General features: G+C 71.5%; 13 protein-coding genes and 1 pseudogene. 2 read left to right on the top strand and 12 right to left on the bottom strand.

Going from position 1 to position 13,183, the window contains the following annotated elements; genetic code table 11:
• Window positions 1-7 precede the first annotated feature (7 nt).
• The 3 genes from BS83_RS17370 to moaA form a co-directional block, all read right to left on the bottom strand.
• A complete protein-coding gene (locus BS83_RS17370) occupies window positions 8-769 on the bottom strand; it encodes a tetratricopeptide repeat protein (protein WP_332262338.1) in 762 nt (253 codons plus the stop codon).
• A gap of 95 nt (window positions 770-864) precedes the next feature.
• Entirely contained in the window at window positions 865-1,578 is a 714-nt protein-coding gene (locus BS83_RS17365; protein ID WP_332262337.1) for a hypothetical protein, read from the bottom strand.
• Window positions 1,579-1,839: 261 nt separating this feature from the next.
• Entirely contained in the window at window positions 1,840-2,862 is a 1,023-nt protein-coding gene (gene moaA / locus BS83_RS17360) for a GTP 3',8-cyclase MoaA (RefSeq protein WP_037604664.1), read from the bottom strand.
• 130 nt (window positions 2,863-2,992) lie between these two features.
• Between moaA and BS83_RS17355 the strand changes: the two are divergent.
• Window positions 2,993-3,553 (top strand): annotated as a pseudogene (locus BS83_RS17355) (nucleotidyltransferase family protein); the annotation flags it as partial.
• Between the two features lie 246 nt (window positions 3,554-3,799).
• On the opposite strand, the gene BS83_RS17350 reads toward BS83_RS17355, so the two are convergent.
• The gene (locus BS83_RS17350) at window positions 3,800-4,606 is read right to left on the bottom strand and encodes an IclR family transcriptional regulator (protein ID WP_157597215.1); all 807 of its coding nucleotides are present in this window, start codon (window positions 4,604-4,606) and stop codon (window positions 3,800-3,802) included.
• A gap of 154 nt (window positions 4,607-4,760) precedes the next feature.
• On the opposite strand from BS83_RS17350, the gene aceB reads away from it, so the two are divergent.
• Window positions 4,761-6,404 carry a malate synthase A gene (aceB, locus tag BS83_RS17345; protein ID WP_084713613.1) on the top strand — a complete coding sequence of 548 codons (1,644 nt, stop codon included), beginning with the start codon at window positions 4,761-4,763 and terminating at the stop codon, window positions 6,402-6,404.
• 58 nt (window positions 6,405-6,462) lie between these two features.
• Here aceB and BS83_RS17340 read toward each other — a convergent pair whose 3' ends face one another.
• From BS83_RS17340 to uraH, 8 genes are all read right to left on the bottom strand, one after another.
• Window positions 6,463-7,569, bottom strand: a complete 1,107-nt coding sequence (locus BS83_RS17340; RefSeq protein ID WP_037604661.1) for an ATP-binding protein — start codon at window positions 7,567-7,569, stop codon at window positions 6,463-6,465.
• 216 nt (window positions 7,570-7,785) lie between these two features.
• A complete protein-coding gene (locus tag BS83_RS17335) occupies window positions 7,786-8,448 on the bottom strand; it encodes a VC0807 family protein (protein WP_051943219.1) in 663 nt (220 codons plus the stop codon).
• The gene (locus BS83_RS17330; protein WP_037604660.1) at window positions 8,445-9,059 is read right to left on the bottom strand and encodes a TetR/AcrR family transcriptional regulator; all 615 of its coding nucleotides are present in this window, start codon (window positions 9,057-9,059) and stop codon (window positions 8,445-8,447) included. Before BS83_RS17330 ends, BS83_RS17335 begins: the two co-directional genes overlap by 4 nt.
• A gap of 82 nt (window positions 9,060-9,141) precedes the next feature.
• On the bottom strand, window positions 9,142-9,216 hold the full coding sequence (locus BS83_RS48920) for a 50S ribosomal protein bL37 (protein WP_370096596.1): 75 nt from the start codon (window positions 9,214-9,216) through the stop codon (window positions 9,142-9,144).
• 3 nt (window positions 9,217-9,219) lie between these two features.
• A complete protein-coding gene (locus BS83_RS17325; protein ID WP_037604659.1) occupies window positions 9,220-10,173 on the bottom strand; it encodes a quinone oxidoreductase family protein in 954 nt (317 codons plus the stop codon).
• 210 nt (window positions 10,174-10,383) lie between these two features.
• Window positions 10,384-11,757, bottom strand: a complete 1,374-nt coding sequence (locus tag BS83_RS17320; protein WP_037604658.1) for an 8-oxoguanine deaminase — start codon at window positions 11,755-11,757, stop codon at window positions 10,384-10,386.
• A gap of 175 nt (window positions 11,758-11,932) precedes the next feature.
• Window positions 11,933-12,847, bottom strand: coding sequence for a factor-independent urate hydroxylase (pucL, locus tag BS83_RS17315; RefSeq protein ID WP_037604657.1), 915 nt, complete (start codon window positions 12,845-12,847; stop codon window positions 11,933-11,935).
• A gap of 4 nt (window positions 12,848-12,851) precedes the next feature.
• A complete protein-coding gene (uraH, locus tag BS83_RS17310; protein ID WP_037604656.1) occupies window positions 12,852-13,166 on the bottom strand; it encodes a hydroxyisourate hydrolase in 315 nt (104 codons plus the stop codon).
• Window positions 13,167-13,183: the final 17 nt, after the last annotated feature.

Genomic DNA, 13,183 nt, shown 5'->3' with positions numbered 1-13,183 from the left:
ACCGGCCTCAGTCCAGCACGAGCCAGAACGGCGTGCCCGCGAACGCCGTGACCAGGCGACGCGCCTCCGCCCGCAGCTGCGCGGCCTCCGGCGCCGGGGAGACCTCCGCCAGCGTGGCCAGTGCCGGGGCGATGCCGATCGCGAAGCCGGTCTGCTCGCGCAGGCGCAGGGACTCGGCGTAGCCGTGCCGCGCACCGGCCACGTTGCCGTCCTCCTGGGCGATCGAGGCCAGGTGCCGCCAGGTGTAGGAGAGCAGGTGCGCGTCCTGCTGCTGCTCGGCCCCCGCGTGGGCGCGGCGGTAGGCCGCGCGGCCCGCGGTCGCGTCGCCCAGCAGCGCGTGGGCGATCAGACCGCGGCGGAAGTCCAGCAGCGGGCGGGCCGGGTCGTCCGGCGGCAGCAGCGCCGAGGCGCGGCCGAGCGCGGCCTGGGCCTCGTCCAGCCGGTCGTGGACCTTCATCACCGTCGCGCCGTAGGCGAGGAAGCCGCGGGCACAGGACGTGGCCGCGCGCTGGCTGTTGTTGGTGACCAGGGCCTCGGCGGCGCGCAGCGCGGCCTCCGCGTCGTCCCAGCCGCGGCCGGTGAAGAAGGCCGCCTCGATCAGCAGCTCCGCCCGTTCGACGGCGGCGTCCGGTCCCTCGCCGAGGAGCGCCGCGGCCGGCTGCCAGCAGCCGCGTGAGCGCAGCAGCCAGACCTGCTCGTCCGTTCCCGGGCCCCAACCGGAGCCCGTCCTACCCCCTGTCGCCGGCTGCTCCGCTGTCCGCTCGGACAAGGACACGCCACCGCCCCTCACTGCAACCGTCGTCGGCCGCCATTGGTCGCCCTCGGTGACGGTCATTCAACACGCGGGCGGCGGGGCGCGCCAGATCATGGACGCGAGGAGTTGCGGACCAGCTCCCTGGCGGCGGTGTTCACCGCCTGCGGCATGCCGGTGAGATCGAGCTCGAAGAGCGCAACGAGCAACTGGTCCGCCCTGTTGCGGGCTTCGAGCGAATAACCCGCGAGAGTGAACATCGCCGGAAGCAGTTCGTCACCGTGCAGGGTGTTCAGCCAGAGGCACTCCACCGCCCGCAGATCGGCCGGTTCGGTCCAGGTGTCCACCTGGGCCACGATCGTCGGGCCGAGCAGGCAGACGCCCTCGCGGTCCTGCGAGTCGGAGACCTCCAGCTCGCCGAAGCCCAGCCATTCCAGATAGCGGGCGGCGGCCAGCACGGCGTCGTCCGAGGTCCGCACCGGATGCGGCAGGAACGGCTTGCGGGCGAGCGCCCGTGGCGGCTGGCCGGGCTGGGCGGCCTGCACCGGCGCGATCCCCTGCGCCGCGGGCCGCACCGGCTGGACCGGTGCGACCGGCGGGAGCTGCCCGCCGACCGGCTGAGGCCGCCGCGCGGTGTCCACGGGCAGTCGCACCGTCGCCCCGCAGCCGCAGGTGAACTCGGGCTGCGGCCACTGCTCGGAGCGCCCGCAGGACGGGCAGCGCATGCTGAGCCAGGAGTCCTCCCACGACCGGAAGCGCACCTGCACCGGCACTCCGCCCTGCAGCAGCGGGATCTTCAGCGCGGCGCCGCACGGGCAGGGGAACACCGGCGGTTCATACGCGTGCTCCCTGCGGCAGGAGGGACAGCGGACGGGCTTGGGTGAACCTGACATGAGGGACCGTCCACTTCTTTCGGGGGCTCCGGTCGACCGGCAGCATGGCGACCGGCTCCCGGAGTGCCGTCTCCTGAGACTACGCACGCCGTGCGCCCAGGGTTCCATGCTCCCCGATCCTTCCGGCAAGCGGAATGCGAATCGGTGTCTGTTTCCGGCCGGGACCCGATCACCGGGGGCCGCGCCGGACCGCTCTCACCCGCCGATGGCGGACATGGGGCGCTCGGGGCGGCGGAAGTCGGCGCTGTTGATGGCATGGCCGGGGCCCTTGCCGGCGATGCAGGAGCGCCAGGCGGACTCGATCGCCTCGTCGTCCGCGCCGCCGCGCAGCAGGGCGCGCAGGTCCGACTCCTCGGTGGCGAAGAGGCAGTTGCGCAGTTGTCCGTCCGCGGTGAGCCTGACCCGGTCGCAGCCGCCGCAGAAGGGTCGCGTCACGCTGGCGATCACGCCGACCACCGCGTCCGTGCCGGCGATCCGCCACTGCTCGGCGGGGGCGTTCGCGTCGCGCCCCGCGTCGGCGCGGGCCACCGGTTCCAGCGTGAAGACGCGGCCGAGCGCGGCCAGGATCTCGTCGGCCGTCACCATCCGCTCGCGGTCCCAGGCGCCCTGGGCGTCCAGCGGCATCGACTCGATGAAGCGCAGCCGGTAACCGTGCTCGACCGCCCACGCCGTGAGCTCGGTCAGCTCGTCGTCGTTGACGCCGCGCACCGGCACGGCGTTGACCTTCACCGGGTCGAGGCCGGCGCGCTTGGCCGCGGCGAGCCCGTCGAGCACGTCCGCGAGCCGGTCGCGGCGGGTGAGGGCGCGGAAGCGCTCGGGCCGCAGCGTGTCCAGGCTGACGTTGACCCGGTGCAGGCCCGCCGCGCGCAGGGCGTCCGCCTGGCGGGCGAGGCCGATGCCGTTGGTGGTCAGTGACAGCTCCGGCGCGTCAGGCAGCGAGGCGAAGCCGGCGATCAGGTCCGGCAGTCCGCGCCGCAGCAGCGGCTCGCCGCCGGTCAGCCGGAGCGAGCGGATGCCGAGCCCGGTGGTCGCGATCCGGACCAGACGCATCAGCTCCTCGTCGGTGAGCAGGTCGGGCTTGGGCAGCCAGTCCAGTCCCTCGGCCGGCATGCAGTACGTGCAGCGCAGGTTGCAGCGGTCGGTGAGGGAGACCCGCAGGTCGGTGTGGACGCGGCCGAACCGGTCCAGCAGCGGGGCGGGGTGGGTAGTGCGCGGCATCGTGCCAGTAGAACCGGGCCGGAGCGCTCCGGTCCAGCGGGTGAAGGCCCGGTGAACGCGAGGGCGCCGGGCAGGCGCCTTGTGCATTCATCCAAGGCCAGGGCCCCGGTTTCTTCGCCATGCTTGAGTCATGGACGCTCTGGGACTCCTGCTGGCGGCGGGGGGCGGTCGCCGCCTGGGCAATCGCCCCAAGGCCCTGCTGCCCTACCGCGGGCGGCCGATGGTGGAGCACGCGCTGGGCGTGCTGCGGGCCGGCGGCTGCGAGCGGATCCGGTTGGTGCTGGGCGCCGCGTCGGCGGAGGTCCTGCGGACGGCGGAGCTGGGGGACGCGGAGGTCCTGGTCAACGTGGACTGGGCGTCGGGCATGGGTTCCTCGCTGCGGCTGGGCCTCACCGGCGTGGACGCCCCCGGCGTGCTGATCGGCCTCGTGGACACCCCCGGCGTCACGCCGGAGGCGGTCTCCCGCGTGCTGCGCTCCGGCGCGGAGCTGGCCGCGGCGAGCTACGCGGGGGAGCGGGGGCATCCGGTCTACATCGGCGCGCGCTATCTCGCCGAGGCACGGGAGGGCGCGGTGGGCGACGCCGGCGCGCGTGCGCTGTTGCGTGCGCACGCGGCGGATCTGCACCTCGTCGAATGCGGCGACGTGGCCACCCCGGACGACGTCGACACCCCGGAACAGTTCGCCGCGCTTCGCCAGGGGCGCGAGGAACTGCGCGCTTCCGGCGCGCGGGTGCGCCAGGTCACCGCAGAGGGTTCGTTGCACTATCAGGGGCGCGGGGAACTGCGCGACAAGCCACCCACGGCCTGAGTCCCCGAGCGTGCAGGGCCATCCGCACCGGGTGGTTCCCCGCGCAGTTCCCCGCGCCCCTGGACGGTGCAACTGGCTCGCCGTCGCGAAGCGCGTGAACCCGCTCGCGCGCCGGAGGCGCAGATCGGGTCAGCCGCTCGAGGCCAGCGCAGTGCCGAGGCGGGTGGCGATCTCCTGCATCTCCGGGATGAGCGCGCGGGCGCCGGCGCGGGATTCCAGGGCGCGGACGCGGGCCTCGGGGCCGGAGATGGAGAGGGCGGTCGGAGTGGGCGCGCCGGGGACGACGACGGCGATGCAGCGGACGCCGATCTCCTGCTCCTGGTCGTCCACCGCGTAGCCGCTGGTCCGCGCCTCCTCGAACTGCGTGAGCAGCGCGTCGGGGGAGGTCACCGTGTGCACCGTGTGGGCCGGGAGCGGGCCGTTGCCCAGGACGGACAGGGCCTCCGTGCGCGGCAGCTGGGCGAGGAGGACCTTGCCCACGGCCGTGCAGTGCGGCTGCACCCTGCGGCCGACCTCGGTGAACATCCGCATCGAGTGCCGCGAGGGCACCTGGCCGACGTAGACGACCTCGCCGGCCTCCAGGACGGCGAGGTTCGCCGTCTCGCCCGTGGTCTCCATCAGCTCGCCGAGGAACGGCCGGGCCCAACTGCCCAGCAGTCGACCCGCCGTCTCGCCGAGACGGATCAGCCGCGGCCCCAAGGTGTAGCGTCGAGCCGTGTCCTGACGGACATATCCCTGCTGGACCAGCGTGCGGACCAGGCGGTGGATGGTCGGCATCGGCAGGCCGGACACCGTCGCCAGATCGCTCAGGGTGCTGACCCCGCCCGCCTCGGCGAGGACCTCGAGCAGCTGGAAGGCGCGCTCGACCGACTGGACGCCACCGGTGCGGTCGGCGCCCGCGGACGCAGCGTCCAGCGGGATGGAAGAGGTCACCACAACGGCCTTCCTGGCAGGGGGCGGCAAGCAAACTCAACAAAGTGTTGAATTTCTGTATCGCGGAAACTAGCCTCCACCTTACAGAAGCGAAGCGCACCGCACAGGGCGCTTTCGATCATCCGTAACTTCTGAGTCTGACGAGGAGCCCGCGCACATGGGTGCAGCACAGGAAACCGTGAGCGAACCTCCCCTCACCGGGGTCGAGGTCGTCGGTCCGGCGGTGGAACGCGGCGACGAGGTGCTGACCCCCGCCGCGCTGGCCTTCGTGGCCGACCTGCACCGCCGTTTCGGCGCGCGGCGCCGTGAGTTGCTCGCACTGCGGAAGGAGCGCCGCGCCCGGATCGCCAAGACCGGGACGCTGAACTTCCTTCCCGAGACCGCCGACGTCCGCGCCGCCGAGTGGCAGGTCGCCCCCGCCCCGCGCGCGCTGGACGACCGCCGGGTCGAGATCACCGGCCCGACCGACCGCAAGATGGCGATCAACGCCCTCAACTCCGGCGCCAAGGTCTGGCTCGCCGACTTCGAGGACGCCACCTCGCCGACCTGGCACAACGCGGTCGACGGCCAGCTGAACCTGACCGACGCCCTGGAGCGCCGGATCGACTTCACCACCCCCGAGGGCAAGTCCTACGCGCTGAGGCCCGACGCGGAGCTCGCCACCATCGTGGTCCGCCCGCGCGGCTGGCACCTGGACGAGGCGCACCTCCTCGTCGACGGCGAGCCGGTCGCCGGCGCGTTCTTCGACTTCGGCCTGTACTTCTTCCGTAACGCGGCCCGGCTGCTGGCCCGCGGCGAGCAGGACCCGAACTCCGGCCCGTACTTCTACCTGCCGAAGACCGAGAGCCACCTGGAGGCCCGCCTCTGGAACGAGGTCTTCGTGTACGCGCAGGAGGCCCTCGGCATCCCGCGCGGCACGATCCGCGCCACGGTGCTGATCGAGACGATCACCGCCGCGTTCGAGATGGAGGAGATCCTCTACGAGCTGCGCGAGCACGCGGCCGGCCTGAACGCGGGCCGCTGGGACTACCTCTTCTCCATCGTCAAGAACTTCCGTGACGCCGGTGACCACTACATCCTTCCTGACCGCAACAGCGTGGGCATGACCTCGCCGTTCATGCGCGCGTACACCCAGCTCCTGGTGCAGACGTGCCACCGGCGCGGTGCGCACGCGATCGGCGGCATGGCCGCGTTCATCCCCTCCCGCCGCGACGCCGAGGTCAACGCCGCCGCGCTGGAGAAGGTCCAGACCGACAAGGACCGCGAGGCCGCCAACGGCTTCGACGGCTCCTGGGTCGCCCACCCCGACCTGGTCCCGGTCTGCCGCGCGGCCTTCGACGCGGTCCTGGCCGACGCGCCGAACCAGAAGCAGGTCGTCCCGGCGGGCGAGGTCACCCCCGACCAGCTGCTGGACATCGCCGCGGCCGGCGGCAGCTGCACCCACGTCGGGCTGCACAACGCCGTCCAGGTCGGCGTCCGCTACATCGAGGCGTGGCTGCGCGGCCTCGGCGCGGTGGCCATCTTCAACATGATGGAGGACGCCGCCACCGCCGAGATCTCGCGCTCGCAGGTCTGGCAGTGGATCAACAACGGTGTGGTGCTGGCCGACTCCGGCGAGAAGGTCATCGCCGAACTCGTCCGCGAGCTGGTCTCCGCCGAACTGGCGGAGCTCCGCGCCGAACTGGGCGACGCCACGTTCGACGCGGGCCGCTGGAACGACGCGGCGCGCCTCTTCGAACAGGTCGCGCTGGCGGAGGACTTCGCCGACTTCCTCACGCTTCCGGGTTACGCCCTTCTGTAACCCGGTCCTGATCAGCGGCGTCTCGCGAAACCTGGGGAGGTCCTTCGCGAGGCGCCGCTTATTGCGCCCGCTCGACGAGAGCCCTGGCCTGCTCCGGATGGTCCGCCAGCCACCGGCTGAGCTCCTCCTCCACGGCTCGCCGCACGGAGGTCCGTACGGCCCCGTTGCCCAGGACGTCCCGGCAGGCGCCCTCGAGCTCGATCTGGTCCAGCTTCACCGACACCACGGCGGTCAGACCCGCGGTGACCCGCTCGGCGGCCGCGAACCGCCCGTGCGCGCGTGCGTGGGAGGTCACTGCGGCGACGACCCCGTCGCGGAATCCCTCCAGGTGGGTCCCGCCGCGAGTCGCCAGGCTGTTGGCGAAGCCTCGGATCCGCTCCTCGGGGGAGTGGGACCAGCGGAAGGCGATCTCCATCGTCCCCTCCATCTGCGGGTCGTCGCGTTCGAAGCCGATGACGTCCGAGTGGTGGACCGCTGTCCGGGCGGGCTCGTCGAGAAAGGCCACGAAGTCCCTTGCCCCGCCCGGGAACCGGAGCCGCAACGACCGCCGCTCGCCGGTCAGGGAAACATCCAGGGGTCGATTGAGGAAAGCCAGTTCCCTGAAGCGGTCGGCGAGCGTGTCGAACGAGAACTCCACCGTGTGGAAGATCTCCGGATCCGGCCGGAACGTGATGACCGTCCCGCTGTCGGCCGTCGGCCCGACCGCGGTGAGCGGGCTGACGGCGACCCCACGCGCGTACTCCCCGGTCCAACGGGTCCCGTCGAGGTGCACCTCGGCCGTGAGACGGGAGGAAAGAGCGTTGGCGACGGACGGGCCGAGGCCGAAGCGGGAGAGATGGACCTCGTGACGGCCCCTGTGGGTGGCTCGGAGGCACAGGCGGGTCAGCAGCGATGTGAGGCCGGGGCGATCGTCGTCCTCGATCGGGATGCCCGGGCCGTTGTCAGCGACACGAACGCCGCCGTCGGCCGTGAGGCGGATGTCGACACGGCCGGCCCGACCGGTCAGGGCCTCGTGCACCGCTTGGTCGGCGACCTCGAAGACCAGCTGGTGCAGTCCCCGCTCCCCGGTCGAGCCGATATACATCCCGGGCCGCCTGCGGACGGCCTCCGGCCACTCCAGCACCTTGATCTGACTGGCGTCGAACCTGACGGTCTCGTCGCTCATGATGTCCCCTCCGACAGCGTCCGGCAGAAACCGTCAGCCTAGGGGAGAATCAGAGAAGCACCAGGTCAGAGCGGGTATGTCGAGCTGGTGAGCGGGCCGGTGAGCGGCCGCCGCGCGGTGGTCGACCCCGGGCGCCACGTTCCGCCAGGGAAGCCGTGGGCGGGTCGGCCAGGACCCGTGGTGACCCGGTTTCAGGAAGCCGCGAGGGCACGGATTTCAGGAATTCTCCGCGGCCGGTGGGGCGTACAGCGACGAGCGCCGGTCGTAGAGGCCGGAGGCGAAGTAGTAGACGTTGGTGATCACGATCAGCACCACTGACGTCGCCAGGTACAGCGCCGTGCCGAGCGCCGGGACCTCGTCGACCGGGAGGGTGTAGGCCATCACCACGCGGACGGCCGAGTCCGCCAGCAGGGCGACGCCCCAGAGCACGCTGCCGACGCGCCAGACGCGGCGGAAGCCGGGCAGGCGTTCCCACAGGTCGTCCCAGTCGCCGGGGATCGCGGCGCGGCCCTTGCGGTGTTCCAGCATCGGGCGGGTGTAGTGGAAGGCGAGGGGCCGGGCGGTCCAGACGGAGCCGATGAACCAGGCGCCGGTCACCCCCGTCAGCCAGGCCTCGCGGCTCAGCAGGAAGCGTGGGCTGCCGCCGATCAGCGAGACGCCGGTGCTGAGCAGCATCAGGACCAGCATGTAGAGGGCCAGTCCGTCGACCTTGCGCGAGCGCAGCAGGGTCCACAGGCCGAGCAGGGCCGGCAGGACGGAGGCGATGACCAGGGTGAGGTAGATGCCGACGCCCATCGCGCGCAGGCCGTAGAAGAGCGCGGTCGGGACGGCGAACCCGGCCACCGCACGCAGGACCCGCAGGCTTCGGGCCGTGGTCATGGCGCGCTCCTGGTCGCGCGGTCGAAGAGTTCGGCCAACTCCTCGGCGTAGGCCTCGAGATCGAGGTCGGGTGCGGTGCGCAGCAGGAACGGCAGGCCGTCGATCGAGCGCTGGACCGTGGCCGCCATCACGAAGGTGTCGAACGGCCGGAACGCGCCGCTCTCCTGTCCCGCGCGCAGGATCCCCTGGAGGTGGCCCAGCACCTCGCGCTCCGAGTCCGCGTCGTAGCTGCTCGCGCCGGACTCGCTGCGGTAGCCGAGGAAGACCGACATCAGGGCCTGCATCTGGGCGCGGTGCGCGGCGATGTAGGCGACGACCGAGCGGATGTAGGTGGCAAGTGCGTCCCGTGCGTCGGCGCAGTCCGCCATTCGTTCGGCCATGAAGCGGCCCATGTCCGCGTAGACGTCGGCGATCAGGGCGGAGATCAGCTCGTCCTTGCCGGCGAAGTGGTACGAGATCAGCCGCGTGCTGCTGAGCCCCGCCCGCTCCGCGATCCGCGCGAAGGAGGCCTGGCCGTAGCCGAGCTCGGCGATCGTCTCGATCGTCGCGGTCAGGATCTGCGCGCGGCGGGCGTTCGCCGTGACGGATCGGGATTCGCCTTTTACTGGCATGAGTAAAAAGTACGTCGGTTGAGTAACAAGCGCAAGGGCGGCAAGCAGAAAGGGAGGCCCTGCCGGGCCTCCCTCGTCGCGCCTATCTGCAGTTGGGTCGCTTGCCGTGGTTCGCCTTGCGTCTGCGCCACGCCCGCTTACGGGTGCGTTTGGACACGGTTCACCTCCGGGGGTCGAGCACCAGCTTCCCAGTCGTCGCCCGCGAGCGCAGCGCCTCGTGCACAACTCGCGCGTCCGCCAGGGGATATGTGCCCCCGACCTGCGGCACGAGCTCGCCCTTGGCGACCAGGTCGAGCAGCTCGGCCATGGGCTGTGCGTGCAGCTCGGGGCGGCCGAGGGCGTGCATCAGCCAGAAGCCGATGACGGCCTGGGAGCGGCCCATCAGGGCGGTGGCCTGGATCGGGGTCGGGTCCTGGCGGGAGGCCAGGCCGTAGGTGACCAGGCGGCCGAACGGGGCGAGGGCCGCGAGGGAGGCGTCGAAGACGGGGCCGCCGGTCATCTCCAGGACGATGTCGACCTTCTTGCCGCCGTTCGCCTCGATCAGCCGCTCCTTGAGGCCCTCGGGGTCGCCGTCGACGGCCTCGTCCGCGCCCAGGGACAGGGCGAGGTCGCGCTTCTCCTTCGTCGAGGCCGTGGCGAGGACCCGGCCCGCGCCGAAGCGGCGGGCGAGCTGGACGGCCAGCGAGCCCGTGCCGCCGGCGGCGGCGTGGACGACGACGGACTCGCCCGGCGCGATCCGCGCCGAGGTGCGCAGCAGGTTCCAGGCCGTGAGGCCCTGGACCACCAGCGCCAGCGCGGCCGCGTCCGAGACCTCCTCGGGGACCTCCGTCGCCATGGCCTCCCAGGCGCAGGCGCGTTCGGCGTAGCCGCCGGTCGCGGTCAGGGCGACGACGCGGCGGCCGTCCTGCGCGGTGCCGACGACCTCGCCGCCGGGGATCATCGGCAGCGTGCTGCGGGAGAGGTAGGAGTCCTCGACCGCGTGGGTGTCCGCGTAGTTGACGCCCGCGCCGGTGACGTCGATCAGCAGCTGGCCCGGCTGGGGGGCCGGTTCCGGTACGTCCGCCAGGCGCAGGACCTCGGGTCCGCCGAACTCGGTGATCTGGACAGCCCTCATCGGCGCCGCTCCTTGCCTTGCCTACTCGCCAGTACGTTGCGCACAACATACCCGCTGGTATGCCCAAAGGGAACGCCGAAGCCCCGGACCCTCGCCGTGGGTCCGGGGCTCGGCTCCCCCGCGCGCGAGCGCGCCGAGGAGTCCGGGCAGCACACCGTCCCAGTGCGTGCCCGGAGTCTTGAGCGTTCAGTGCGGAAGGGAAACGGCGGGTCAGCCGCGCGAGGCGAGCTCCTTGGCCGCGTCCGCGCACGCCTTGGCGATGCGGTCCTCGTTCACCCGGGTGAGAGTGCCGTTCTCGACGACCGGCTTGCCGTTGACCAGCAGCAGCGACAGCGGCGGGAGCGCGCCCATGGTGAGGGCGGCGACCGGGTCGGCGATCGAGGAGTGCATGATGCCGTCGATCTTCCACAGTGCCAGGTCGGCCAGCTTGCCGACCTCGATCGAGCCGATCTCGGCCTGGCGGCCCAGCACTCGGGCGCCGCCCATGGTGCCCAGGCGCAGCGCCTGGCGGCCCGTCAGGGCGTCGGGGCGGCCGTGCAGTCGGTTGATCAGCAGCGCGTTGCGCAGCTCGGTGCCCAGCTCGCCGGACTCGTTGGAGGCGGTGCCGTCCACGCCGAGGCCGACCGGGACGCCGGCGGCCATCATGTCGGGCACGCGGGCGATGCCGGCCGCGAGGCGCGCGTTGGAGGAGGGGCAGTGGGCGACGCCGGTGCCGGTCTCCGCGAACTTCTTGATGTCCGAGTCGTTCATGTGGACGCAGTGCGCCATCCACACGTCCTCGCCGAGCCAGCCGACCGACTCGAAGTAGTCCGTCGGGCCCATGCCGAACAGCTCCTTGCAGAACTGCTCCTCCTCGGCCGTCTCCGAGCCGTGGGTGTGCAGCCGGACGCCCTTGCGGCGGGCGAGCTCGGCGGCCTCCTTCATCAGCTCCGTGGTCACCGAGAACGGCGAGCAGGGGGCGATGGCGACGTGCAGCATCGAGCCGAAGGAGGCGTCGTGCCACTTGTCCACGGCCGCCTCGGAGGCGATCAGGATGTCCTCGGTCTTCTCCACCGCGTGGTCCGGCGGCAGGCCGCCGTCGCTCTTGCCGCGGGACATCGAGCCGCGCAGCGCGGTGAAGCGCATGCCGAGCTCGGAGACGGCCTCGATGGAGGCGCCCAGGATGTCGCCGCCGCCCTGCGGGAAGACGTAGTGGTGGTCAGAGGCGGTGGTGCAGCCCGACTTGAGCAGCGCGGCGGCGCTGCCCTGGGAGGCGGCGTGGACGAGCTTGTCGTCGATCCGGGCCCAGGTCGGGTAGAGCGCGACCAGCCAGTCGAACAGGATGTTGTCCTGGGCCAGGCCGCGGGTGATCCACTGGTAGAAGTGGTGGTGGGTGTTGACCAGGCCGGGGGTGACCAGATGGCCCTCGGCGTTGATCCGGCGCACCACGTTGTCGAGCCAGGCGGGGGCGGGGCCCTCGCCGACGGACTCGATGATGTTGCCGGCGATCACGACGTGGCCGCGCGTGTGCTCGGTGTCCAGCGCGTCGACGGTGGCGATGGCGGCGTTCTCGATGACGATGCGCTCGACCGGGAGGTCAGTCATCTTCGTGCTCCTCGATGGCGGCTCGGGAGGCGCAGCGGTGGCGATGCCGCTGCGCTCTCGCCCTAGAAGTAGGGGTACCGCCGTCGGGTACTGCTGCCCAGGGCGGGACGACGGGAGAATCCCTGGGGTACAGCTCGTGCTCTGCTACGAGGCTACGTGGCCGGGAGGCCGTGCGTCAGGCGACCGGGATGACCGGGGTGACGCCCTCGCGGTGCACGGTGCCCTCGATGAGGCCGTACATCCTGTCCGCAGCGTAGTAGACCTCGTTGTCGTTCTCCATACCGAACGGCTCCAGATCCACCAGGAAGTGGTGCTTGTTCGGCATCTCCATGCGGACCTCGTCCACCTCGGCGCGGTTGTTCAGCACGCGGGTGCCCATGGAGTACAGGGTCTGCTGGAGCGAGTAGGAGTAGGTCTCGGCGAAGGCCTCCAGCAGGTGCTTGCGGACCTGCTGGTACGAGCGGTCCCAGTTGGGCTCCGCCTCGTTGTCGACGCCGGTGAAGCCGAACTTCCAGCGCGCGGTGACCTGGGTGGCCAGGATCCGGTCGTACGCCTCCTTGAGGGTGGTGTACTCGTCCTTGATGTAGCCCCAGAACTCCGAGTTGGTGGAGTTCATCACGGTCAGGTCCTTGAGACCGGAGATGATCTGGAAGCCGGTGCCGTCGTAGACGATCTCGGAGGTGCGCACCTCGGTGCCGCGGCGCACGAAGGAGTGGCCGACCTGCTCGCTGCCGATGAAGCGCGCGTTGTTGTCGGGTGTCGCGATGCGGTCCCAGACGTACTCCTCGACCCGGATCCGCGCCCGGTGGATCGGCGGGGTGTCGTCCACGAAGTGGCGGGCCAGGAGTATGCCGAAGTTCTCCGGCGACTGGATGCCGAACTTCTTGGCGAAGGCGAACACGGTGTTCTTGGTCGTGTCCGTGGGCAGGCAGTTCGCGTTCGAGCCGGTGAGGTGCACGTCGCTGAGGTCGCCGGAGAGGGCGACGGAGACGTTCAGGTCCCGGATCTCGTGGCGGTTGCCGTTGCGGGTGATCCGTACGACGCGGTTCTCCGCCTTGCCGTACTGGTTCTGGCCGAGCACGTGGGCCATGGTCTTAGCTCCCTCGGTAGACGGAGTACCCGAACGGGTTGAGCAGCAGGGGTACGTGGTAGTGGGCTTGGGCCGGGTCGACGTCGAAGACGATGGAGACCTCGGGGAAGAACGCTCCGCCGGTGGTGAAGCGAAGGCGCAGGACGGTGCCGGAGGCGAGATCCGGGACCGGCAGGTCCTTGCAGCGGCCGTCGGCGTCGGTGGCGGAGGCCCCGAGGGCCTTCCACTCGCCGCCGACCTGCTGGGCCAGCTCGACCGGGACGCCCTGGGCGGGCTTGCCGAGGCTGGTGTCCAGCACATGGGTGGAGATGGAGGTCATGTCGTCCTCACAGATGG

It is taken from the genome of Streptacidiphilus rugosus AM-16, from assembly GCF_000744655.1.
Classification (GTDB): Bacteria; Actinomycetota; Actinomycetes; order Streptomycetales; family Streptomycetaceae; genus Streptacidiphilus; species Streptacidiphilus rugosus.
This window is presented reverse-complemented; position numbering and strand designations above follow the sequence as displayed.